The sequence below is a fragment of the Paenibacillus sp. OV219 genome (genome assembly GCF_900110075.1).
In the GTDB taxonomy this organism is placed as follows: Bacteria; Bacillota; Bacilli; order Paenibacillales; family Paenibacillaceae; genus Paenibacillus_Z.
This window is the reverse complement of the sequence record NZ_FOCJ01000001.1, coordinates 428,018-452,250: the sequence shown is the minus strand read 5'-3', so window position 1 is coordinate 452,250 and position 24,233 is coordinate 428,018. Positions and strand designations below refer to the sequence as shown.

Here is a 24,233-nt window from a genome sequence, read left to right as displayed (position 1 = left end):
CCTTCTACGGGTTTTGTAAGGCATGCTAGGAGAGCCAATCCGCTAGATTCCGTTTCACGAATTCGTCGTCGTTCAGATGCGGATAATCCCGGTACATCCGGTCAATCTCCTCCCGCTGGCCTGGCGAGAGCGTCTCATGCGGGTTCAAGCACCACGTCCCTTGCATAAGCCCTTGCCGGCGCAGCACTTCATGAATGCCAGGTATGCAGCCGGCAAAGCCGTGTGCCGGATCGAAGAAAGCAGCATTCGTCTCAGTCACTTCGATGTTTCGCGTCAGCCAGTCTGCTGGCAGCTGCGCTTGCTGCCTTGCTTGCTTGATTACTTCGAGCAATTCGACCGCCTTCCGCGTCCATACGGCCCAGTGGCCGAGAAGGCCGCCGACGATTCGCTTCTCAACCGGTTGGCCGCGTACTTGGAACCGGTAGAGCGTCAGCAAATCGTTCACGATATTATCGTCGTTGCCGGTATAGAGGGCAATCTCATCTCTACGCTCGGACTCGCATACCGCTCGAACGACATCAATCGTTTGGTAGCGGTTGAACGGTGCCAGCTTGATTGCGACGACGCCTGGAATATCGGCAAAAGCACGCCAGAATTCGTAGGAGAATATTTTGCCGCCAACCGATGGCTGAAGATAGAAGCCGACAACCGGAATTTGCTCTGCAATCTGCTCTGTGCGCTTCAATAGCTGGAGTTCAGACTGATCAACAAGTCCACCCATGCTAAGCAACCCCGCATCATAACCGATTGCCGCTGCAGTCTCGGCTTCACTGAGCGCTTGCGCTGTAGGACCGCATATGCCCGCAATGCGGAGGAATGGCCGCTGCAGATTGGCGAGATCCACTTCCTCCGCCGCTAGCCGAAGGACTTTCTCATAGAGATTGTGCTTCGGATCGCGGATCTCGAACTGCGTGGAATGGACGCCCACAGCTATACCGCCTGCTCCCGAAGCCATGTAATAGCGGGTTAGCGCCCTCTGATGCCGCTCATCGAGTCGACGCTGCTCATCAAGCGCGAGAGGATGCGCCGGTATAACGAGCCCTTCATGCAGCGCACGCTGCTGCTCGGGGGATAAGGTTCTGCTCTTGCTCATTGGTTAAAACTTCCCCTTTCGCTCCCCGAAGTGCGTCGGTTTATTGAGCGTCGCTCCGCCCGCTTCTACCCATTCCGCCACCCAATCTATCATTTGCAGCAAGGACACCCGCGGATAGCCGAATCGTTGCTGGCATTTCGCCGCATTGTTCAGCAACGCATCACTTGCTTCAATACCTTCGAATACCGGTTGCACGCCAAACCGCTTGCCAAATTCCTCTGCCGCCCAGCGGACCGAAACGGTCTCCGGTCCCGTAACGTTCATGTAAGCGGCAGGTGCTTCGCAGGCGATCAAAGAGCGAATCGCAATCTCGTTCGCATCACCTTGCCAGATGACATTGGCGTAGCCCATCGTCAAGTTGATCGGTTTGTTCGTTTTCACTGATCGTGCTAGCTCGAGCAATACGCCATACCGCATATCTATTGCATAGTTGAGCCGGTAGATCAGCATTGGGGTTCCGTTTCGTTTGGAAAAATGCTCGAATACCCTCTCCCGTCCCAAGCACGATTGCCCATATTCCCCAACAGGTGAAGGCGGTACCGATTCGTTTGCTCCGCCATAACCAACCGGCGTGAATGGATAGACGTTACCGGATGAGAACACGACGATGCGGGAATTGCAGTACTTCTCGGCGACTCGGCCCGGAAGGTACGCATTCATCGCCCATGTGAATGACTCGTTCCCGGTGGTGCCGAATTTGGTACCAGCCATATAGATGACGTTCGGCGCATCTGGAAGGGCTTGAAGCGACTCATCGTCTAACAGATCGCAGGCGATTGTCTCCACGCCATCTGCCTCCAGCTGTGCTTGCAGTCCCGGCTCCGAGAATCGGGACACGCCGATAACACGTTTGTCCACACCTGCCACACGAATGGCGTTCAGCAGCAGCCGCGCGAGGCTTGGTCCCATTTTTCCGCCGATACCGAGCAGCAGTATATCTCCCTTGATCTCCCTTACGTCCCGGATCAACGCCTCCGACGGTTCCGCCAGCTTCGCCTCCAGCTCCTCAATCGTCCGCATGCCTCATGCTCCCCCTCCATGAATAGGTATAAGTTCTCCTTCCATCTTAGAGGGTGAGATCATTAAAAGACAAATCTTTAAATTGACTTTAAATCCCCGCCTTATCCCGCAAAAACGTCAATCGGAAAACTTGGCGCGGTCTGCCCTTCGGCACCTTCTCGACTCCTGCGATTGCAACTAAGCTATGGTCCATCCACTGGAGCAGCAAACGGTGTGTGCTTCTTACGCTAATGTCCATAATCGCCGCCAGCTCATGCACCATGTAATCGGTCTTTCCAGTTCGCGCCACCTGAGCCATCAGCTTGCTAAGGTAGCCTGAAGTCATACCGGCATCCTCTGCTTTCTTTAGCAGCCCCGCATCGGTAAGTGACAAGGCGAATTCCAGCGAATCCGCCATCGCGAGCGGCCCGATCACTGTTTTATCCTCCCCCACAATGAAGCATGTGTCTCCGCCCGCTTCTTTCGACTTGCGCAGCGCGATACGGGCATGCGTGCCCGCTTCATTCGCCGAACGACCGAAGCCCACGCCGATGCTTAGCGACAGCCCAAACTTCTGATAGATGCTTTTGCCAAGCGAAATCTTCTTATAGCCACCTGTAACCCGTTCGAAGATGCCTCGCGTCGTAAAGAACAGATATTCATCCCCGCCGAGCGGCGTCAAATACCCGTCTAGCGATTCGACATAGTCGAGCAGCATCCGGTGAATGTCAAGCTTCAGCTTCTGAACTTCATGCTCGGACATATGTACATGGATTCGTTTCTCGAACTGATCTATATTGACGAGCCCGACGACGACCTGTGCTTCCCGGCTCTGGCGCGTTTCCGTCGAGAGCAGCGCCCGCTCCAACGCTACTGTAATGTTCTGATCGGTCGGTATGATCCACTCATTCGGGATCGCGAGCGCCGTCAACTCGCGCGCCACCGATTCATCCGCTGTCAGCGCCGCATTGCAGGAACCCGACTCATATCGCCCCTGATGATAGGCAATCAACTGCTCCTTCGAGGCATAGTCCGGTCCTTCATAGTAAACCACTTCAGTAAGCGACTCGTTAATTTCGCTGAGTGACTTCTGTACCATCTGCTTGCTTAACGTATCTATCGAGATCCGCAATCTTCTCTCCGAACCGCCGACTGTATTTTTCAAGCGGAACAGCGCACGGTAGAACCCCGTATCTGTCAAAGGCACATAATGCAGCGCCACCTGGATATCCGCTTCTTCACGTATACGATTATATGGAACCGGGCCTGAAGCGAGCAGCACTTCTACGGTATCACCGAGCTGCTGCGCCAACACTGGCGCTTCCATGTCCTGTTCATAAACCATCGGAATCGGGCGAAAAGAAGGGAATGCCTTCACCACCTGTAATATCCGGCCGACAAGCTGAGAGGTACCAATAATACCGATCGAGATCCCCATCGCAGCAGCTGGCGTCCTCTCTGTCGACTCCGACGTTATGCCAATCAAGCTCTTCTGCATCGTTAACCCTCCATCGCTCAACAGACTTAAGCTGTACACTGTATTTTATATCCAAAATAACACAAAAAGCCCACGATCGAAATCGTGGACCTTCTGCTTAAGTCATCGAATCCCTTTCATTACAAACGGAATTTCGTTACCGTATCGTTCAACACTTGCGCAATAGACGTCAAGGATTGGGACGAGCTCGCTGTCTGCTCCGCCGCTGCTGCCGCTTGTTCGCTGACTGCTGCAATCGACTCAATCTCCTTCATAACCTCCATCGATTGCATAGATTGCCCATGGCTCGCGCGTGCGATCTCTTCGGATTGCTTTGCGACTTCGCCCACCATACGCACTATGTTATCGAGCTCTCGTCCTGTCTGCTGTGACAAGGTAGCCGTCTCGGCAACCGCGCGAACACTCTCTTGGGTACTGTGCTGCATGCTCGTAATGATCGTGACGATCTGCTTGGTCGCTTCGCCGCTTCGTTCCGCCAGCTTGCGCACCTCATCGGCGACGACCGCGAAGCCTCTTCCCTGCTCGCCAGCCCGTGCCGCTTCTATCGCAGCATTCAACGCCAGCAGATTCGTCTGCTCAGCGATATCGTTGATGACTTGAATGATATTGCCAATTCGGCTCGAATCCTTCTCCAGCTCAGACATCTGATTCGATAACCGGTCCATGCTGCTGATCGTCGTGCGAACGGCATCACCGCCGGCGACCGCGCCTTGGTTCGTTTTCTTCGTCAGCTCAACCGCTTCCTGCGCTCTGCTTGAGACGATACTTACCGTATTCGTCAACACCTTCATCAGCTCGGATGCAGTCTGCGCCGACTCCGCCTGATTCATACTGCCTTTGGCAACTTCCTCAGTCGTTGCCGATATTTCAGCTGCACCGCTCGTTACGCTCTGCGAGGTGCTCGTAACGGTTGCAATCATTTTATAAATTTGCTGCACCATGCTAGCGAGCCCTTGGGAGATTTGACCGATTTCATTCTTCGATTTCAGATCGAATTGCACTGTCAAATCGCCATTCTCAATAAGCTTGAGCTTCGCCAGTAGCTGTGGAATATTCCGAAGCATGTACCGCAGCGTAATATAAGTAATGAAGACAAGCACGACAAGACTAACCGCAAAGCCGCCAAACGTCATATACGTGACATTGTTGAAATCGCCCATCGCTTCTTTCTCGGTAATGGTAAGACCGACCGACCATCCGGTTTCTTTGCTTGTCGCGTAGCCGACATATCGCTTCACGCCATTGTCGTCGACCAGCTGCAGCCCGGATTCGCCTGCTACCATTTTCTTACCGACCTCACCCATATCGCCTTTGCTCTCGTTTAGCTTCTCCTTAAGCACTTTATCCTTGTCTGGATGGTAAAGAATATCACCCGTCTTCGAGAGCAAGAAGGAATAGCCAGTCTCACCGAGCGTGTAGCTCTGCATAATAGCCGGCATATCTTTCATTGCAATGTCAGCAGCCGTAAAGCCGACAACCTGATCCTTTGCATCCTTGATCGGATAGAAAATACCGAAGAGCACATTGCCGCTTACTTGATCGACGTAAGGGTCCGAGTAATACAGTCCGTTCGCCTCTAACGCCGGCTTAAACCAAGGACGGCTCTTCATATCGAAGTCCGACTTGTTCGTTAAGCCGTCATGCTCGAGCCACATATTGCCTGCTATGTTAGCGACCCATGTATCTGCCAAATTCGAGTCAGTCTTGAAGATCGACATGAGCGTACGCTCTGTCTCTGCTGCGTAAGTTGATGATTTCGCTTGCGCAAGACCAGGTGTCGTCTCGACATAATTGAGAAACAGCGAATTCGTCGCCATCTGCTTGACGATACTGCCCTTCTCCTTGAAGAGGGCATCGATTTGATCGACGATTGCTTGCGTCTTCGCCTCAATCATCTGCTCTTGCTGATGAACAATGACGCTGCGTGTACTGCTATAAATAACGGTCCCTAATATGGAGAATATCGCAAAAATAAAAATAAACAGCAATATCGCTAGCGTATTCGCTATGTTGGAGAATTGGAACTTTCGCTTCAAATTCACAAGCTCACCTCGTTGTCAAAGTTGGATTCATCGTTGTCCACTTGCGTTAACTCTCGTGTTGCTGTCGCTCGGAATTTCTAGGATAGTCCCCCTCTCCCATTATGCAAACGAAATAAACCAGATGACGAGTAAGACTTGTCACCTGGTTGAAGAAATGGCTAGGTTGGTGATCTGCTATTATCTATGTTGTAGTCATTCCGACCTATCTTTCGGCAAATTTTTCCACTAGATTCCCATTCATAATAGCAAACAATATTCTAATGAACAATGAAAATCATTATTGCTTTTACGATATAATGAGAGAAGAATCGCGAATTGGAGAGAAGGAGAGATTCATGCAATGGAACAAATTATTTTGAACCAAATAGCTTTTGCCCGGGTAAGTACGCTGAAGGTCGCAGAGAGTATCAATGAAGACGCCGCGCTACAAATTCCAGAAGGATTCCGTAACCACATCCTCTGGCATCTGGGGCATATATACACCGTGCACGAGCGGGCAACGTTCCGTTCAGCAGGCTTGCCTCTCGAGCTTCCTCCGCACTTTGCCGAGCTGTTCGGCAACGGCACTTCGCCGCTAAGCTGGGCCGATCAGCCGACTCCTTCACTGGCTGAGCTGCTAGAGATGCTCCGCGAGCAGCCGGGCCGCATTCGCTCCGCACTGGAAGGACGTTTCCACGAGCAGGCGATCGCGCCACTCACAACCCCTTCTGGCTTTACAATGGAAACGATCGGCGAGTTTGCAGGCTTTGCCTACTATCATGAAGGGCTTCATACGAGTAGAATTAGTATATATAAAATGCTATTGAAGCTCTAGCTTCGTCTGTTTCCAAGCATCATAGCGTACAGCAGCAGTAGCAGCAAAGGAGTATTAGTAACATGACAACCGAGCAAACACGTATCGACTGTATGAAATGTCGCCATTTCTACATCACTTGGGATAAGAACTATCCAAGAGGCTGTAAAGCTTTCAAATTCAAAGGGTCCGCGATGCCAAGCGCCGCCGTCCTCTCCTCCTCCGGCAAGCCATGCATGAACTTCGAACCGAAGTCGATGACGAAGCCGCCGCAAAGCAGCGCAAAAAAATAATCCCGCTCGTGCAAGCGAACCTGCTTCGAGCGGGATTTCTATTAGTTGAATTGCTTGATAATCGCTGCGATCGTCTCATCCGCTTGGTCATACGGCACTTGGCATGTTCCTGCCGCTTCGTGCCCGCCGCCACCATACGCGCGCATCAAATATCCGACCGAAACGTCACAGGTCCGGTTCACGATGCTGTGACCGCACGCAATCGCACAGTTCTGCTTCTGGAAGCCGTCAACAATCCATAAGGAAACATTTTGCTCAGGGAAGAGCGCGTAAATAAGGAACCGATTGCCCGGATAAATTGGCTCTACACCTCTAAGATCCGTCACAATTGCATGGCCCTCAATTCGTGTATGCTTGGTAAGCATCTCACGGAATAGCACATCCAGCTCGTAGTACCGCTCAACCCTCTGCAACACATCTTCATCCTGCATGATGTGATCAAGCGACTGCTCCAAGCATAGGCCAACAAGCTTCTCCATGAGCTGATAGTTGCTGATCCGGAAATCGCGATAACGGCCAAGGCCCGTACGGGAATCCATAATGAAGGACAGCAAATCCCAACCTGCCGGCTGCAAAATATCGTCCTTACTGAATTTTGCCGCATCCGCCTTGTCTACGCCCTCCATCATGCTGTCGAAGAACGGACCAAACTTGTCCCGGCCGCCATAATATTCATAAACGACTCGCGCCGCGCTATCTGCAATGCGAATCTCACCTTCGTATTCAAACTTCTCTTCCTGTGACCGCTTCAGCTCGCTGGCGTGGTGGTCGAACCATAGGCCGCAGCCTGGAACGAATGGAATGTTCGTTAATATATCGTTCTTCGTAATTTCAATTGTACCATCCTGCATATCTTTAGGATGCACGAACTTCATCTCATCGATCATACCAAGCTTTCTAAGCAGTACCGCCGTCACCAATCCGTCGAAATCGCTTCTCGTAACGAGCCTCATCATGTTCGCCCCCACTAAGTAATTCTATCACGCCAATAACAGGACTATTATACCAGATAATGAGGCGGAAAAAACCAAAGATTACTAGATTTTAGACAAGGTGCGACAAACTCTGCTGCACCACTTCTGACATTCCAACTGCAAATAAAAAAAGCCCGCGAATAGTTCAATCGCGGACTCTAATCCATTATTTAGCAAAGCTATGATGGCCGATCTTCACAACGACCTCAAGGCTCGACCAGAAAGACCCTCTCGTCACTTCTGGATTGTAGAAATAGACGGCCTCACTGATATTGTTACGTCCATTCAGCGCATCCTTCGCAGCGCGCAGCGCTCTTGCATGCGGGGTGCTGTTATCGAGCATACCGTTATGAGCCGGCGGGAACTGTCTGCCTGAATAGATAACTTCCTTGATCGAATCTGGGAATCTCGTATCCTTCACCCGATTCAGAATGACATTCGCCAGCGCAAGCTGACCTTCATACGATTCATAGCCCGATTCCACCATCGTAATCTTCGCAAGCAGCATAAGATCCGATTGGGTGTAAGCAGCCGCAGGCTTGCTGAAGAAAGAAGGGATAACAACCTTGAGCTTCGTGCCAACAGGCGCTTCTGCTTCGCTGCTCAGTCCGTTGCGCTTCAGCAGTTGTGCCTTGCTTATGCCGGCTTCAATACTGATTTCACCCAGGCCCTTCTCTTCACTTACAAACGCAGGCTGTGCCAATGCCAGCTCAACGGTGTCCGATTGCGCGTCTACCGTAACGTCTGAATGCAGCATATCTGCCAGTTGGCGCACCGGCAAATACAGTCTGTCGTCCTTCAATATTGGAAGCGCGTCCATCCGATAACGGACGTCATTGAAATAAACGACCGGGACGCGGTTTCCGATTACAATCTCATCGCTTAATGCCGTATGTATCGTTAATTCTTCATCGTTATTATTCCAGTTTACGGATGCTCCTAGCAGCTTCGCAATGCGAGCGGCCGGTACATAAGTTCTTCCATTAATGACTGTTGCCTGCTTAGATAACAGTACCTGCTTGCCATTCACTTGAACGGATACAGATTGATCAGAATCAGCTTCCTGTGCTCCTGCAATGGAGAGCGACATCGTACAACTAAGAAGTAACCCCAGAATCATTGCGATAAGAAGCCCTTTAACAGGCTTGATTGCTTTAATCATGTGTACCTCCTTGATGGCGTTTGGTTTGAGCTGCAAAACCATCTTGCCAGATTATAACACAGCTCTTTACACAAGTTTCATTAACATTTTCACAGAATTGTTCGTCTGCGGCTTCCGTTTGACCGCTTAAAGCATAAAAAAACAGCCAGGAGAAAAGCTCCTGACTGTCCTATCCTTGGCTATTAATTCAAGCTTCTCGTCACACGTTTCTCTCGCTTCGGAAGTAAAATGAACAGGAAGCACAGTGCGCCAACGACGCGAATGATTCCTATTAAAATCATGCTTGGCACGTAATCGATCCAGGTGAAAAGACTCATGCCGACAAGCGGTGCGAAAATCGCAGAAATTTGGGACAGTGTTGTGTAGAGCGATATAGCCGGATGCCGCGTCTCTTCTGGGACAATCTCGAGTAGGCGATTGAAGATGGACTGTTGAAAGCCGCTTGTGACGAAGCCACCTATAAAATCGTACACATAGACATAGTTCATTGAAGGGGCATATGCCCACCAGAATGGAGCCAGGCCAAGTGCCAACGAAGAGACAAATACCGTGAAGCCATTCCCTCTCCGGTCCGCCAACTTTGCCCACAAGCCGAAGGCGAGCAAGGAACCGATGGAACCGACGACAGTAGTGATGCTGATCTGCGTATTAGTCGCATGCAGAATGTCCGCTTTCAGTTTGGAATACATGGGCCAAGCCGCCATCCACGAGAAGGTGTAGAAAGTCGCACAGCCGCAAAACAAGATGAACGGCCAACCGCCGCCGACTTCGAACATCTTCCGATACGCCTGAACAGGATTAAACGATAAACGCGAGCGCTGTTTGATGACAGCAGTGCGGGCTTCCGCTTCAGATGGCTGATTAGTTGCCATGATTTCGCCATTCACCTCAGCTACTGCCTCTTCCTCGCTCGGAATACGCAGCTTATGGAAATACCAGGTTTCAATAAGTGAAGCAATGAAACCGAGAACTACCGCCGCTTGAAACCCGTATGGATAGGCAAAGTGGTCAATCCCGTATCCCGCCACGAGCGCCGTTACCATACCCGTTATCCCAATCCATAAGTTCCGCTGCGCGAACACCTTATTCCGATAGCTGGACGGGATAATCTCGCCCATAATCGATTGATAGGACACCGCGATAATGGTGTTGGTCGCACTATAAGCACTGACGAGCGCAATCAAGGCAACCATCGGCGATACATGCCAGTAAGGCAGGAAGAACAGCAGCAGGTAACTGAAGCGGCTGAGCAGAATCATGCCGGAAATAATCCGTTTCTGCTGCCTGTACCTTCCAATCAACATGGAGGCCGGGAACGTCAGCAAGATCGTCAGAATGGCTGGCACCGAAGATAACAGTGCATAATCATTGTTCGACGCGCCAAGCCTGGCTGCCAGAATTGGAATAAATGGTGTTACGAAATTAAATCCAATCGACCATGCAATGCCATTGTATAGGTTATTTTTAATATTTTGCCGCAGGACGCGGTTGATAGACTTCATTTCATTCACTCCAGTTATGTGGCCATCCTCTATTGCTCTATTGCTATTCTAATTTGAAAGCAGCAAAAAGAACATAGCCAAAACAAAAACCCTTGATTGCTCAAGGGCTTAATTGAAGAAATATATGTTGCCGAGCTGTTCATGCTCAGACCTTATGCTATGTCCGGCGCATGTAGGCGCGAACCGTAATCGGTGCGAAGACCAAAACGATGACTGCTGCGCCGATTAGCGATATAGCCAAATCCCAGCCAACCGTACCTTTATTGGTCAAATCACGGACTGCTGAGATAAGATGCGAGATCGGGTTGATGTCCGCGATATAACGGAGCCACTTCGGCATTGTATCCGTAGGGACGAATGCGTTCGACAAGAACGTCATCGGGAACAGCACGAGCATCGAAATACCTTGTACGCTAGAAGCTGTACGTGCAATAACGCCGAAGAATGCGAAGATCCAGCTCATTGCCCACGAACAGACAATGACGAGCAAGCCTGCGAGAACAACATGCTCAAGCCCGCCTTCCGGACGATAACCCATGATGTAACCCATCGAGAACGTGAGCGTTGTTGCAATGGTATACCGGATCGTATCGGCAAGCAGTGCCCCTGCGAGTGGAGCAATACGGGCAATTGGCAATGATTTGAATCGGTCGAACACGCCTTTGTCCATATCCTCGCGTAGCTGGACCCCGGTTACAACTGATGTTGTAATTACGGTCTGCACGAGAATACCCGGAATAATGACCGGCAGGTAGCTTTGCACGTCACCGGAGATCGCGCCGCCGAAGATGTACGTAAACATGAGTGTGAAAATGATCGGTTGAAGCGTTACGTCAAATAGCTGCTCTGGTGTCCGCTTAATCTTGAGCAATCCCCGATACGCCATCGTAAGCGAGTTGCGGATGGTTTGACTAAAGCTGATATGTCTTCGCAGAGGACGATTGGTGCCTGTTCTTAATGCCTGACTGTTGCTGCTCATTTAGTTGCCCCCTCTTGAACGCCTTGACCCGTAATCGATAAGAATACTTCATCAAGCGTTGGTTTCTGTACACTGACTTCTGCAAGCGCAATCCCTGCTTCTCGAAGCGCTAGAAGCAAATCTGTAACGCGGTCGGGATCAGCCATTGGCGCTGTAATCTTTGTCGCTTCCGAGGAAACATTGGATTGGACCGCGAGCATATGATTGACGATACGGCGTGCTTCCATAATATCTGCTTCCTGCTGCACACGCAGCTGCAAGGACGACGTTCCGACAGATGCTTTCAGTTCATCCACCGTGCCTTCAGCAACGACGTGGCCGCGGTCGATAACGGCGATCCGGTCCGCCAGCTGATCGGCTTCATCCAAGTACTGTGTCGTGAGCAGTACGGTCGAGCCCGTCTTCACCAATCTGCGGATCGTTTCCCACATTTGAGCGCGTGTACGAGGATCAAGCCCCGTTGTCGGCTCATCGAGGAAGATGAGGGGCGGCTGCGCGATCAAGCTTGCTGCAAGATCGAGTCTGCGGCGCATACCACCGGAGAAATTCTTCAGCGGGCGCTTCGCCGCTTCCGTGAGGCCGAATTCTTCGAGCAGATCCGCTGCTTTGCGCTTCGATTCCGCACGGCCAAGTCCAAGCAGGCGGGAGAAAATCACTAAGTTTTCCGTTGCGCTAAGCGACTCGTCAACCGATGCGTATTGCCCGGTTACACCAATGAGTTGGCGGACAATTTGCGAATCCTTCAGCACATCATAGCCAAAGATCCGCGCCGAACCGGCATCAGGTCGAAGCAGCGTTGCGAGCATCCGAATCGTTGTCGTCTTCCCTGCTCCATTCGGTCCGAGTACGCCATAAATCGAACCTGCTTTTACTTGTAAATCAACACCATCTACTGCGCGGTTATCGCCAAACAGCTTCACAAGCCCTTGCGCATCAACCGCTAAATCGTTCGATTTCGGCTCTATACTATATCCGTGCTTCAAGTTAATTCCTCCTAGTTGACTATTGACTAAACGAATCTTACTCTTACTCTATGAACGGAATATGAACAGCTTTATGAACAAAGTTAAGGAGCATAAATAATTGCGAATCTTATTTCATGAAAAATCAAGCCAGCATGAGATTACTGTCTGCGACACGAATGAGCTCGGGGGTGAACGCGGCAGCTTCAGAGTGCTCCAGTTCGCTGAGAATGCCATGCAAGGCGCAATGGATCTAGACAACCCCGATCGAATTGTATTCGAATATCCAAGGGTAATGATTCATCTCATGCAGTGCAATAACCCCTCTTACGGAAACGTCTACTTAATCGGGCACGGCATTGGCACGATTGCACGCAGCTGCCCTGGAATTCGCTTCGTGACAGCAGAGCTTGATAAACAAGTCGTCCAGCTAAGCAGAGATCTGTTCGGCTGCAGGGATGACCATGTACGAATCGGTGACGGGAGAGCCATTCTTGAAGAGCAGACGTCACACACATTCGATTACGTCCTACTAGACGCTTTCACGGCAAAAGGGACTCCTAGGCATCTAACTTCCCGATCCTTCTTCGAGCTGACAGCTGCTAAGCTCACAGAAGATGGCGCTGTTATTTTGAATATGATGGGTAAAGGCGGGCAAGATACGATTACAGCCGCTGTCCATTCGACGCTGCAAACCGTATTTGCGCACACTCGTGTGTTCTCGCTACCTTCATTAAGCAAGTCCGAGCTGCGAAATATCATTATTATCGGGAGCGAGCGGCCGATCCGCTTCCAGGAGAGTAAGATGGTTGGTTTTGTCCCAATCACGCTGGAGCAAGGTTATCTCATCGAAGACCACTAGTATAATCATACCTCTATAAAATAAGCTGGCATCGGTTCTGAGACCGATGCCAGCTTAGGCTTCCGAATGATTTTATAACCATTTGTTAGGTAAGAAAACCTTGCCGCAGCAGTTCGCTTACCGCATGGGAACGATTGCGCGCGCCTAGCTTCGTAACTCCCGAGTTTACATATTGTATAAGTGCAGCGCAGCGAGCGGAAGTTCACGTTCTAAGCCAGCTGAACGAAAGAAGGACATGGCATCATTAGCCATGTCCTTCTTTTATATTGCCTGTAACTCTGCGCTCATGCTTACAGCAGCATACCGCCCGAAGCCTCGATGCGCTGCGCATTCACCCACCGCATATCTTCTGTGCAGAGTGATGCGATGACGCCGCCGATATCGTCCGGGACACCGGCGCGACCTAGTGCCGTAATCGAGGCGATGTGAGCTTTCACTTGTGGATTCTCGCGCAACGTACCGCCGCCGAAGTCGGTCTCGATTGCGCCAGGAGCAACCACATTGACGCGGATTCCTCTCTTGCCGAGCTCCTTCGCCAAATAGCGTGTCAGCACCTCGATCGCGCCTTTCATCGACGCATACGCACTATACCCTTCCATCGCGAATCGCGCTAGTCCAGTGGATACGTTCACGATGCCGCCGTTATCTGCGAGCAGCGGAAGCAGCTTCTGCGTCAAGAAATAGACGCCTTTGAAATGAATGTTCATAAGGCTATCGAAGACCTCTTCCGTCATGCTCGGGAATGGCACATTCTTGCCAATACCAGCATTGTTAACGAGATAATCGAAGCTGTCACGGTCCCAATTGGAGTTCAACACGTCGCTGAGTGAAGCTGCGAAGCCATCGAACGAAGACACAACGCTAGCGTCCAGCTGAATGGCTGCTGCTGTGCCGCCTGCCTGCTCAATTTCACGAACAACCTCATCAGCAGCCGCTTGCTGGGTATGATACGTGATAACGACACCGATTCCTTTGCCAGCCAGCGCTAATGCCGTGTTTCTCCCAAGTCCGCGGCTTCCACCTGTTACGAGTGCGATTTTCGTTGTATGATTCATAAATGCATTGCTCCTTGTGTATGTGGTTTGGCCTCTTGACCATTCGGCCCGTGAGGTCTAAAGTGAGAATATCACTTCGAGTTAACTCTAAGTCAAGCCATAGGAGGCTGTTAAAATATGAATTATTCCATTAACGAAGTCGCACAGAAGTTCGGACTCTCTGCACATACGCTGCGTTATTATGACAAAGAAGGGCTCCTTCCATTCGTTGAGCGTACCAAATCCGGCAATCGCATCTTCACCGAGGCAGACATGAACTGGGTTGCGCTGATCTGCTGCTTGAAGGATACCGGAATGCCAATCAAAGAAATGAAGACATACAGCCAGTGGGCGGCACTAGGTGCGGATACGATAGAAGAACGGAAGAGTATGCTGACCGAGCACCGGCTTGAGGTAGAGCGCCAAATCGAGAGACTTCAGCACAATTTGCAGCTGATTGATGAGAAGATCGGATTTTACAACGACCCCGGCAATATTCCGCTCATGGAGAAAATGAAAGAGCGCGTGCGCAATCGAGCGAACTAATCCAACTTGAACCAAGCACTAGGGGGGACCGGATTCAAATGAAGTGCTGGATCTACTGACAAGTAGAGATGATGTTTCATTTGTGATTGGTAATCACGATATAGCTGTCATTGCCGCATTCAATCAGGAGGAAGCGCCTCCTGGTCATCATAACGAACGAGCACATCATCAATGGTTGGCAGATCGAATAGATCCTAAATTTATAGAGGTTATGAGTAATTGGCCAGCCAACTGCAGAAAGTCTAGAGCAGACTTATGCTGAAGCCGATTATGAGCTCGTCTGCTTTGGGCACCATCATATTGTTCATCACTTTGTTTCTACTGCTAGAACCTACTTTAATCCTGGTTCACTCGGATGTTATCATCTACCCAAAGCTAGATATGGCATCGTTACAGTAAACGAGAATGGGATCAGCGCGAGGATTATTGAAGTACCTTATAATAACGAGCGATTCTTACATTCGTATCATAAGCTTGAAGTGCCTGAAAGAGAGTTCATTCTTAGGATTTTTCATGGTGGTCAGCTTTAAACGCCAACACAAAAAGAAACGCAACCGTCACTCGGCCTGCGTTTCTTTTCATTTCCATTACTGTTTTCATTTCTATTTCTATTACTATTTCTATTTCCATTACATTTGCTTACTCACGCTAGCATCCAAGCCGCTACCACCTTGTTCTTCCCGGTCTTCTTCGCCTTTATCTCCGCATCATCGGCATATCGGATAAGCTCCTCCGCCGTACCTGCATGGCATAATTCCATCGAAGCGACGCCGATGCTGACCGTTACTCGATAAGGCTGGCCGAATCCGCTGCCGAATTCCAATTCAATCTGCTTGCGAATATCCGATGCCAGCTGCATCGCATGCTTCCCGTCTGTCTTAGGCAGAATAATGAGCATCTCCTCACCGCCGTAGCGGCCCGGAATATCATGCTGGCTGAGCAGCGACCGAATCGTATCAGCGATCTTCCTCAGCACCTCATCGCCAACTTGATGGCCGAGCTCATTGACTTTGCGGAAGTCGTCCAAGTCGATCATCAGAACCGAGACGTCGAGGCCATACTGCTTCGATATTTCAACCTCTTGCACAAGCCTATCCATAAAATGCTGACGCAAATAGAGTCCAGTCAAGCTGTCGATCATCATTTCCTCATACAGTACCGCATTCGCGATATGCGGTTTAACGATATGCAGCAGCTGATCCAATTGATGCGCGACATTATCGTTCATCTGATGCAGGAACACATCCATCCGGATCGAACGGTGCTTTGCGCCAAACAGTGCGATGCTTACTCGCTGCAACTGACTCTCGCCCGCGCGATATTCAGTCAGCATGTTTCGGCCGATTGGACCGAAAGCGGAATAATAGTTCTGCGATTTATGGAACTTCAGGTCGAACAGAATGGATGCATAAGCAACCGGATAATATTCAAAAAGCGCAAACGTGACGCGATCGATCACCATGCTCAGATTAAGCGAATCCGGCAAACGGTCGAATAATCGTATCGTCGTCAAGTAATCGAGCGATTGCTCTAGGAAGCTTCTGCGCTCTTGCATGATTTGTATGACTTGCGCGTTGTCCGCCAATTCCCAGCCTACAGGCAACCCTAACGGCTCCATGTAAGCTTCCATCTCCCGCTTAACTTCTACAGCCCGGTCATTCTGCTGGATCAGATAATAAGCGTTGATCGCTTTGCGCAGCAGCAGCATCCCGTTCGTGACTGCGCCTTGCCGAAGCTCCCACACCGCAGAGATATAATAGTAATCCGCCCAGAACAAATCATAGGCGTTCGTTTCAATAAATTGTTTGAAACGAGCAATCCACTCGCCAATCTCATCGATTGTAATCGTCTCGCTCACTGACTGAATGCTGAGCATCGCTAGCAGCAGCTCGCGGAATGTCCAGCCCTCCAGCATTGGGAATCTCCCCGCACGCTCTGCACCGCCGATGCACCGCTGGAGATGGCGGCATGCTTCTTCTACTAACCCGAGCTGCAGCAGCCTAAGCGCTCCAACGAACATGGCCGGCTGCTCCTCTTGAATAGCAGGCTGCGGAAACATTCGCTCTCCCCTGCGATGCGCAGCGTAGACGCGGTAAAGCTCCATTCTTGTCTTCGCATAGTCGCTCGTATCCGGAATTTGACCCATGCGGTCAAGCAGCTCCCATTGCCGAGATTCACAGGCATACATCCGGATCATATCGCGAACGCCTTCAAGAACATCCCTGCGCTTAATGTCGACGAGCTGGTTCCAGTGATAATGGAATGCTGGCATATCACCGAGAATAAGCGATATTTCCATGCCGTTCGCGTGACCAACCTCGAGCATATTCGGATGTCCAAGCTGAGTTGCACCTGTGATCACTTTTTCGATGTAGCTTCTTGCCATACGCGCGTTATTTTGATGAATGTACATGTTATACACTCTCAGAATGAGATCCGGGTAGAAGCTGTAATGGAGCATTGACTCCACTTTGTTCAACAGCGCAAGTCCCCATGTGTTCAATTGAGGGAAATTCTCAAATATAAACGCAATGCAATAGTAGGAGGAGTCGATGAACTCCCATTCCGGAATGAGATGGCGGTTCGGATAAATTTGCCCGATGTACAGCTCTTTGATGTACTCCTTCTCATGCGGCTCGAGATTCAGATATACGCGGTTGGCCACGAGTGGGCACAGCGCATCGAGCTTATCGCTGAGCCTGTGTTTCGGATTCTCCAGGTAGGCGAACAGCTCATCTTTATGGTCGGCGAGCTCAAGTTCATTTTGCAGCATTTTATAGAACATCCACTTGAATCGATCGCCGTCGCGGCCTCTCAGCTCATACAGCTTCATGCAAACTTCTTCACAGCGCTTCATCTCGCGGAAACCATTGTACACTGGCAAAATAAGCCGATAAAAGCATTGCATCGTCGGACGCTGAAGCAGCTCGTGCAGCCCGATCATCTGCTCCAGCAGCAGCCGCGACTGCTCAGAAGAGAGCGCCTTGCGATTTCTGCGGAAATAGAGCATCAGCAGTGCATACTCCCGCCGCTTATCACCGGATTTGCGCACCAGATTAAGCAACGTTAGCGATGGATACTTCTCGAACTCCAGCATGTAGGCGACCGCTTGCGTATAAGCCTGCGCCATATCATAGCGGAGAGCAAGACGCTCCTTCACATTGTTATGTACGATCACACTATTCTGATGGAAGAACAGAATCAGACCTAGCTGCGCCAGACGATGCAAATTGACATACAGCTGACTAAGTGGGAGCTTATTCGCGTTGAACAAATTCCATACGCGGATCGGCGCTGGCAAGCAGCAGAACAGCGCGAGCAAATCCGTCTCTTCTTCGCTCAGCTGATCCAGCTTCTGTTCCGTAATGGTGATCGGATTCGTGCCTTCTTGCGGAAGATCACGAGCTCCAGCTACCCATCCTGCAGGTGTCAGCTGCAACAGCCCTTGATCAATGAACGATTCCAACATCATACTCGTATACTTCGGATCGATCGCCTGATTAGTGAGCCAATTGGCGAGATGCTGCAGCGTTTGCGGCTCGACTCGACAAAGTCGTTTGCGCATTAGCCCGCTATATGCCACGGCATTACGAGGAAGAAATTGGATATGATACAGCTCTTCATTCATATCCGATTGAACCAACGCCTTGCCGCAGAAGATCGTGAACAACCGTGGCAGCTGTTCACTGTATCGGCTCCACGTATATTTGAACAGCTGGAATGATTCCAGATCCATATTTGAGCATTCATCAAAAATGAGGAAAATATTGTCTACAAAAATAATCGCAGTCAACTGTTTATAGAAACGAAGCATCCATTCGCCGAATGCCTCGGATACGTCTTGTCCGAAGTAGTATTGCTGCACCAGCTGACGCTGACGTCTGGCCAGTGCTCGGAACTGCGGCTCTGCTTGCGGATAATAAGTTAATGTCAAGGCGCCGATGATCCGATTTACCATCTCTATAATGGTGGAGAATGGAACATCCGTGCATTTGATCGTAACGAATGACTGCTTCTCCAGCACTTCATTCATGTGAAATCGGAGCACTTCAGCAATGAGCGACTCATCTTCGTGGATGAGCGCAATCTGCTTCGATCCTTCCGCACGCAGAAATCGTCTGAATTGGCGCTGGCTCTCCGGCGATATTGGCGGTTCTGCATGATAGAGCCACGCATGAGCATTAGGCCCAATCGTCTGCTCCCAAGGCTCACGACTCAGTCCATAGATTCGGCTGATCTCATATGCCGCTTCTTCGATAAACAAGAAAGATGGGTCGCCAATCAACCGTTCATACAACACCTTGAGCGGCGGATACACCAGATGACCGCGAAACAGTTCGCGCATGATGGTTCCGGCTGCATAGATATCGGAAGCCCGAGTAATCGTATGCGTTCGGCAATGAGCGCTAAAGAGTTCAAACGGATAGTCTTTAATATGGAAATCCAGGAAAGGATGTACGGATGGGAACGGCTGCAAGCACAGCATAACCTGAAGCGTATTCGGGTTCACGCTGATCAAATCCGGCGAAAGGAACCCCATATAGAACTGATCCACATGCAGTAGACCCAGCGTATCGAATAGCGATGCCATCACCCGTGCGCGATCGGAATCGCTAAGCCCATCTTGACTCGCGAATGCTGCAAACGGGATGAATCCTTCAGGAAGCGGGGTCAGCCTAACATCTAGCTGCGAATCCGTCTCGGTCCAATCTGCGATTTCTCTTAACCCAATTCCATTCGCAGCGATTCTCTGCCACTGCTCGATCCGCTTCATCACTTGACCACGCTCGAAGAAACGCCAAGTGCGCGGGATGAATCTCATATAAGCTTCGCCTAAATGCGGAGTCGCTGTATCAATAGAGAGCAATCGTTCGTTCACTAGGCAATCCCCTTCATGTTGAAATTCCACCTTCAGTATAACAGGATTTTGCAAGAAAAAGATTAATATTACAGCCTCTTCAATTATTCAAAATGGCGGTTGACATCGGCTTCAATCGTGATCTCCGCCGCATCTCACCCACCTCTTCTGCTCGTACGGCGACCGTTACGGCTTCTAAGAAATGACGACAACGAAGTGGGTTTCGGTTCAGGTCGAAGCGCGTAAAATTTCCTTTCTAGCTCTGAGTAGAGAAAGCCAGCCTCATTCTTCTGTGAATGAGGCTGGCTTCCTGCTTTACCCGGTTTAGCGGAGCGGCTTTATTGCCTCGCGGAGTTCCTGTACAAAGAGCTCCGGCTGTTCCCATGCCGCGAAGTGACCGCCTTTATCGAGCTTGTTGTAATAAATCAAGTTGGGATATGCCTGCTCTGCCCAGCTCTTCGGCGCTTGATAGAGCTCGTCTGGAAAGGCGCTTACGGCAACCGGCAGTTTGACGCCCTTGACGCTGAAGAAGGGATATTTGTTCTCCCAGTAGAGGCGCGCCGAAGAGATCGGCGTGTTCGTGAGCCAATAGAGTGTAATGTTGTCGAGGACATCGTCTCGCGATAACCCCCCAGGCTGTCCGTCGAATGCCTTTGCAATCAGATCCAAACTCTTCGCGTCATGATCAAGTATGAAGGCTGCCATACCGATGGGCGAATCCGCAAGTCCAGTGAGTGTCTGCGGGCGCGTCCCCATAATCTGAGCATACCCAACTTGCTTGTAGAAGAAGTCGAGCTGCTCGCACGCGTGTTTCTCGTCGCCTGACAGACCGGGAGGGCAGCCCTTGCCGGCTTGAAGCGCCTTCTCAATCTCGGCCGGAACAGCGCCCGGCATGTTGGTGTGAATGCCAATCAGTCCTTTTGGCTGCTGCACGCCCATCAAATCAGCGATTAACGCTCCCCAGTCTCCTCCCTGCGCCACATACTTCTTGTATCCGAGCCGATTCATCAGCTCGCTATAAGCGCGCGCGATTCGGTCAGGTCCCCAGCCCGTCGTAGTTGGCTTGCCCGAAAATCCGTAGCCTGGCATCGATGGAATGACGACATCGAACGCGTCCGATTCCTTGCCGCCATAGGCTGTGGGATTGGTAAGCGGATCGATCACCTTCAGCATCTCAACGATAGAGCCAGGCCAGCCGTGCATGAGGAGAATTGGCATCGCGTCTTTATGCTTCGAACGGACATGGATGAACTGAATGTCCTCCCCATCAATATTCGTGACGTACATCGGCAGAGCGTTCAGCTTCGCCTCGAACTTACGCCAGTCGTAGTTGTTCGCCCAATAATCCGCGAGCTTCTGCATCGTTGCCAGCGGCACACCTTGTGTATGATCGGAGACAGTCTCCTTATCCGGCCATCTTGTCGCAATGATCCGTCTTTGCAGATCGGCAAGCTCCGCTTCTGAGAAATGCACCTGAAACGGACGGATGGCGTTCTTATCCGATTGGGATTGCCCAGAAGATTCCTGTGGTCTCGCGCCAACCGTGTTCATATACATGCCGGAGGCTGCCAAACCTAGGGATAAGGCAATCAGCATAGCTAACCGCGACCAAATATTGGTGCTCATAAGTACGTATTGCTCCTTTTGCGATAGTCGTACGAGAATGTCTTGCTGTCTTTAAGTCTTCTGTTTAAGTTCCATCCAAATCGGGATTCTTATCCCTTTCATTCAAAAAAGAAAGACCCGTATCATGTTCCCATGACCCAGGTCTATCATCTATATTAACGCAGTGACTTAAATGCCGTGCGCAGTTCGGAAATGATCAATTCAGGCTGCTCCCAAGCAGCGAAGTGCCCGCCTTTAGGCATTCTATTGTAATGAATCAGATTCGGGTATGCCTTCTCTGTCCAGCTCTTCGGCGCTTCATACATCTCATCCGGGAATACGCTGACGGCAACCGGCAGCTTGACGCCTTTGACGGCGAAGAAGGAAATGCCCGCATTACCGTTCTCCCAGTACAGTCGAGCTGCAGAAATCGCACTGTTCGTAAACCAGAAGAGCGAGATGTTATCGAGAACGTCGTCGCGTGTCAGACCTTCTTGAACCCCGGCGAAAGATCTCGAGATCAGGGCATGACTCTTCCAATCATGGTCAATCATGAAGGAAGCCAAACCAACTGGTGAATCCGTAAGGCCAGTCAGCGTCTGCGGACGCGTTCCCATTAAGAAGGCGTAATAAAATTTATTTTCGCAAATCTGCTCGCACGCTTTCTTCTCCTCGTCAGAAAGACCCTCCGGCAACGGATTGCCGGACCAAATCGCCGCATCAACCTCAGGCGGAATCACCTCAGGCATGTTGGTGTGAATGCCGAGCAACCCTTCTGGTTCCTGAACGCCCATCATGTTAACGACGATTGAGCCCCAGTCGCCTCCCTGCGCCACATACTTCTCGTAGCCAAGACGAGTCATTAATTCACTATAAGCGCTCGCGATGCGCTTCGGATTCCAGCCAGTTGCCGTCGGTTTGCCCGAGAATCCGTAGCCAGGCATCGATGGAATCACGACGTGGAAAGCATCTGCTTCGGTTCCGCCGTATTCCGTTTGGTTTGTCAGCGGTTCGATCAGCTTCATTTGCTCGACGATCGATCCCGGCCATCCGTGGGCAATGAGAATCGGCATGGCGTTCTCATGCTTCGAACGAACGTGAATGAAGTGAATGTCCAAGCCGTCCATTTCGGTAAGGAAATGCGGGAAGGCGTTGATTCTCGACTCCATCTTGCGCCAATCGTATTCATTCGCCCAATAACGAGCAAGCTCTTGAATCGTTCCGAGTGTCGTGCCTTGGGATTGGTCCGAGACCGTTTCTTTGTCAGGCCATCTTGTTGCGTTGATGCGGTTGCGCAAGTCGTTTAGTCCCTCTTCCGGTATATTCACATGAAATGGACGAATCTCGTTATTTGTTTGAGGTCATCAGTTTCTCTCCTCTTTATCTCTGTTGTTGGATTGCATGGCCGGCCAGCCTTGAGCAGCAAATCTACCGCTTAAGAACTATAACAACGGTTGGCATGGACGTACACGTCCAAACCAGCTCTGCTTGAGCAATCCATACTGAGAAAATAGTGGAGATACTCTAAGTCCTTAACAAAACATCCGCCAGCTGAGCGATTCCTTCCTCAATCAATTCCTCTTCCACTTTCGCAAAGCCGAGAACCCATCCCCTTCTTGTGCTTTCCATGCAATAGGGACCAAGCGGATAAACACGAATTCCTCTTTGCAGCAGCTGTGTGACGGCAATTGTTTCGTCAAACAAAGGTTCCGCTTCAAGCAGGATATGCGATCCTGTATCGACCTCGGATAATGTGAACCGTTTCGCTAAACCGCTGTCTATAATGGCTTTTGTCAATGTCTCGTGGCGCCTTCGATACACGTTCCGCACCCTGCGCATATGCCTCATAAAATGGCCTAGTTCAATAAAACGAGTGAGCGTGGCCGCCTCCATAATCGGAACATGACGATAAATCAGCTCTTGTACTTGCGCGAGCTGCGCGATCGCTTCTTGCGACCCAACTAGCGCTGATAGCCGGATACCCGGCGCAATCATTTTCGAGAAGCTCAACATATACAGCGTGTGATTAGGCGCTTGGCTAAACAGCGTCGGCAGTGGATCCCCTCGATAACGGTACTCGCTGTCGTAATCGTCCTCGATGATCCAGCTCCGATTCTTCATCGCCATATGCACCAGCTGCTGCCTTCGCGGCTCGGATAGAACTGCCCCTACCGCGCATTGATGAGACGGGGTTACAAACGTTAGCTTGGATTCCGGTGGAATCAAATCGACAACGAGTCCATGCTCATCTACAGGGATAGGAACGACGTGCAGGTGACGATATTTCATGACCATCCAGGCGGCTGGGAATCCCGGATCCTCGACAGAGACCGTATCCTGAGCAGACAGCAGCGCTTGCGCAATCAGGTTAATGGAATGATTCGCGCCTGAAGTCAGCAATATCTGATCCGTCTGCACATGAATGCCGCGTTCGAGCGACAAGTATCGCTTGATTTGCTCACGCAATGGTAAAAATCCGTATGAATCCCCGTATGCCCAGTCAGCTGGACTTAATTGGGAAGAGGCGCGCTGGAACGTTTGCCTCCAAATCTTCTGGAAGACCGTGTCCACATACGGCTCATGCGGGCTAAAATCAATCCTGACTTCTTGGGCTTCCTCCCCTTTGAGCCATTCCTTCAACTGATCGGCATACGAATTTATATAGGGAAGTGAAGGTAGAAGCGGGCCTTCAGCCTCCGCTTGATTAGGTTCTGCCACTGCTCTATTCCAGCATGAGGTAACCCGAGTACCCCCTCGTCTTGAAGTGACAATGTACCCCCGGGCTAATAATTCTTCATATACGAGCTGAACGGTAGATCGAGACACGCCCAATTGCTGGGCTAACTCCCTTGAAGGAATTAGCTGCTCGCCTTGCGGCCAGTTCCCGTTAGAGATATGGCTAATCACTTGATCCAGCAGCTGCTGCCAGATCGGTTTGGGGTCATCGCGATTAATGTGCAACATTAGGAACACCTGCATTCTGATCATATTAGGGGAGTTATGGATTGCACAAAATGAGATGTTATGGATA

General features: G+C 50.6%; 19 protein-coding genes. 5 read left to right on the top strand and 14 right to left on the bottom strand.

Translation table 11 applies throughout. From position 1 onward, the window contains the following. Positions 1–25: 25 nt before the first annotated feature. The 4 genes from BMY11_RS01835 to BMY11_RS01820 all read right to left on the bottom strand — a co-directional run bounded on the left by BMY11_RS01835 (position 26) and on the right by BMY11_RS01820 (position 5,632). The gene (locus BMY11_RS01835) at positions 26–1,093 is read right to left on the bottom strand and encodes a dihydrodipicolinate synthase family protein (protein ID WP_090572763.1); all 1,068 of its coding nucleotides are present in this window, start codon (positions 1,091–1,093) and stop codon (positions 26–28) included. A 3-nt stretch (positions 1,094–1,096) separates the two neighbouring features. Continuing rightward, positions 1,097–2,113: an NAD-dependent epimerase/dehydratase family protein gene (locus BMY11_RS01830; protein ID WP_090572762.1), complete on the bottom strand. Its 1,017-nt coding sequence runs from the start codon at positions 2,111–2,113 to the stop codon at positions 1,097–1,099. An 88-nt stretch (positions 2,114–2,201) separates the two neighbouring features. Then, a complete protein-coding gene (locus tag BMY11_RS01825) occupies positions 2,202–3,590 on the bottom strand; it encodes a GGDEF domain-containing protein (RefSeq protein ID WP_371262749.1) in 1,389 nt (462 codons plus the stop codon). 119 nt (positions 3,591–3,709) lie between these two features. Further along, on the bottom strand, positions 3,710–5,632 hold the full coding sequence (locus BMY11_RS01820; protein WP_143069195.1) for a methyl-accepting chemotaxis protein: 1,923 nt from the start codon (positions 5,630–5,632) through the stop codon (positions 3,710–3,712). 340 nt (positions 5,633–5,972) lie between these two features. Between BMY11_RS01820 and BMY11_RS01815 the strand changes: the two genes are divergently transcribed. Both BMY11_RS01815 and BMY11_RS01810 read left to right on the top strand, forming a co-directional pair. After that, positions 5,973–6,446, top strand: coding sequence for a DinB family protein (locus BMY11_RS01815; protein ID WP_090572760.1), 474 nt, complete (start codon positions 5,973–5,975; stop codon positions 6,444–6,446). Positions 6,447–6,508: 62 nt separating this feature from the next. Beyond that, the gene (locus tag BMY11_RS01810) at positions 6,509–6,718 is read left to right on the top strand and encodes a uracil-DNA glycosylase (protein ID WP_090572759.1); all 210 of its coding nucleotides are present in this window, start codon (positions 6,509–6,511) and stop codon (positions 6,716–6,718) included. Positions 6,719–6,759: 41 nt separating this feature from the next. Here BMY11_RS01810 and BMY11_RS01805 read toward each other — a convergent pair whose 3' ends face one another. The 5 genes from BMY11_RS01805 to BMY11_RS01785 form a co-directional block, all read right to left on the bottom strand. Continuing rightward, on the bottom strand, positions 6,760–7,674 hold the full coding sequence (locus tag BMY11_RS01805) for a DHH family phosphoesterase (RefSeq protein WP_090572758.1): 915 nt from the start codon (positions 7,672–7,674) through the stop codon (positions 6,760–6,762). Between the two features lie 184 nt (positions 7,675–7,858). Beyond that, on the bottom strand, positions 7,859–8,854 hold the full coding sequence (locus tag BMY11_RS01800; RefSeq protein ID WP_177182457.1) for a cell wall hydrolase: 996 nt from the start codon (positions 8,852–8,854) through the stop codon (positions 7,859–7,861). 182 nt (positions 8,855–9,036) lie between these two features. Beyond that, the gene (locus BMY11_RS01795; protein WP_090572757.1) at positions 9,037–10,356 is read right to left on the bottom strand and encodes an MFS transporter; all 1,320 of its coding nucleotides are present in this window, start codon (positions 10,354–10,356) and stop codon (positions 9,037–9,039) included. A gap of 157 nt (positions 10,357–10,513) precedes the next feature. Then, the gene (locus BMY11_RS01790; RefSeq protein ID WP_090572756.1) at positions 10,514–11,335 is read right to left on the bottom strand and encodes an ABC transporter permease; all 822 of its coding nucleotides are present in this window, start codon (positions 11,333–11,335) and stop codon (positions 10,514–10,516) included. Beyond that, positions 11,332–12,318 carry an ATP-binding cassette domain-containing protein gene (locus BMY11_RS01785; RefSeq protein ID WP_090572755.1) on the bottom strand — a complete coding sequence of 329 codons (987 nt, stop codon included), beginning with the start codon at positions 12,316–12,318 and terminating at the stop codon, positions 11,332–11,334. Before BMY11_RS01785 ends, BMY11_RS01790 begins: the two co-directional genes overlap by 4 nt. Before the next feature lie 100 nt (positions 12,319–12,418). Between BMY11_RS01785 and BMY11_RS01780 the strand changes: the two genes are divergently transcribed. Further along, positions 12,419–13,159 (top strand): spermidine synthase, encoded by a 741-nt coding sequence (locus BMY11_RS01780; protein WP_090572754.1) that lies wholly within the window; start codon positions 12,419–12,421, stop codon positions 13,157–13,159. A 290-nt stretch (positions 13,160–13,449) separates the two neighbouring features. On the opposite strand, the gene BMY11_RS01775 is transcribed toward BMY11_RS01780, so the two are convergent. Continuing rightward, positions 13,450–14,214: an SDR family NAD(P)-dependent oxidoreductase gene (locus BMY11_RS01775; RefSeq protein WP_090572753.1), complete on the bottom strand. Its 765-nt coding sequence runs from the start codon at positions 14,212–14,214 to the stop codon at positions 13,450–13,452. A 117-nt stretch (positions 14,215–14,331) separates the two neighbouring features. Here BMY11_RS01775 and BMY11_RS01770 point away from each other — a divergent pair, with 117 nt between their 5' ends. Both BMY11_RS01770 and BMY11_RS29630 read left to right on the top strand, forming a co-directional pair. After that, entirely contained in the window at positions 14,332–14,739 is a 408-nt protein-coding gene (locus BMY11_RS01770; protein ID WP_090572752.1) for a MerR family transcriptional regulator, read from the top strand. Between the two features lie 218 nt (positions 14,740–14,957). Further along, entirely contained in the window at positions 14,958–15,269 is a 312-nt protein-coding gene (locus BMY11_RS29630; protein ID WP_143069215.1) for a metallophosphoesterase family protein, read from the top strand. 113 nt (positions 15,270–15,382) lie between these two features. Here the strand turns inward: BMY11_RS29630 and BMY11_RS01765 are convergent, their stop codons facing one another. The 4 genes from BMY11_RS01765 to BMY11_RS01750 all read right to left on the bottom strand — a co-directional run bounded on the left by BMY11_RS01765 (position 15,383) and on the right by BMY11_RS01750 (position 24,166). Continuing rightward, a complete protein-coding gene (locus tag BMY11_RS01765) occupies positions 15,383–19,618 on the bottom strand; it encodes a GGDEF domain-containing protein (protein WP_090572751.1) in 4,236 nt (1,411 codons plus the stop codon). Between the two features lie 303 nt (positions 19,619–19,921). Next, positions 19,922–21,223, bottom strand: a complete 1,302-nt coding sequence (locus BMY11_RS01760) for an epoxide hydrolase family protein (protein WP_090572750.1) — start codon at positions 21,221–21,223, stop codon at positions 19,922–19,924. Positions 21,224–21,378: 155 nt separating this feature from the next. Then, entirely contained in the window at positions 21,379–22,545 is a 1,167-nt protein-coding gene (locus BMY11_RS01755; RefSeq protein WP_090572749.1) for an epoxide hydrolase family protein, read from the bottom strand. 181 nt (positions 22,546–22,726) lie between these two features. Then, on the bottom strand, positions 22,727–24,166 hold the full coding sequence (locus BMY11_RS01750; RefSeq protein WP_090572748.1) for a MocR-like pyridoxine biosynthesis transcription factor PdxR: 1,440 nt from the start codon (positions 24,164–24,166) through the stop codon (positions 22,727–22,729). Positions 24,167–24,233: the final 67 nt, after the last annotated feature.

Coding starts and splice junctions, on each gene's coding strand:
- BMY11_RS01835 (WP_090572763.1), bottom strand. CDS start 1,093: ATGAGCAAGAGCAGAACCTTATCCCCCGAGCAGCAGCGTGCGCTGCAT.
- BMY11_RS01830 (WP_090572762.1), bottom strand. CDS start 2,113: ATGCGGACGATTGAGGAGCTGGAGGCGAAGCTGGCGGAACCGTCGGAG.
- BMY11_RS01825 (WP_371262749.1), bottom strand. CDS start 3,590: ATGCAGAAGAGCTTGATTGGCATAACGTCGGAGTCGACAGAGAGGACG.
- BMY11_RS01815 (WP_090572760.1), top strand. CDS start 5,973: ATGGAACAAATTATTTTGAACCAAATAGCTTTTGCCCGGGTAAGTACG.
- BMY11_RS01810 (WP_090572759.1), top strand. CDS start 6,509: ATGACAACCGAGCAAACACGTATCGACTGTATGAAATGTCGCCATTTC.
- BMY11_RS01805 (WP_090572758.1), bottom strand. CDS start 7,674: ATGATGAGGCTCGTTACGAGAAGCGATTTCGACGGATTGGTGACGGCG.
- BMY11_RS01800 (WP_177182457.1), bottom strand. CDS start 8,854: ATGATTAAAGCAATCAAGCCTGTTAAAGGGCTTCTTATCGCAATGATT.
- BMY11_RS01795 (WP_090572757.1), bottom strand. CDS start 10,356: ATGAAGTCTATCAACCGCGTCCTGCGGCAAAATATTAAAAATAACCTA.
- BMY11_RS01790 (WP_090572756.1), bottom strand. CDS start 11,335: ATGAGCAGCAACAGTCAGGCATTAAGAACAGGCACCAATCGTCCTCTG.
- BMY11_RS01775 (WP_090572753.1), bottom strand. CDS start 14,214: ATGAATCATACAACGAAAATCGCACTCGTAACAGGTGGAAGCCGCGGA.
- BMY11_RS01770 (WP_090572752.1), top strand. CDS start 14,332: ATGAATTATTCCATTAACGAAGTCGCACAGAAGTTCGGACTCTCTGCA.
- BMY11_RS01760 (WP_090572750.1), bottom strand. CDS start 21,223: ATGAGCACCAATATTTGGTCGCGGTTAGCTATGCTGATTGCCTTATCC.
- BMY11_RS01750 (WP_090572748.1), bottom strand. CDS start 24,166: ATGTTGCACATTAATCGCGATGACCCCAAACCGATCTGGCAGCAGCTG.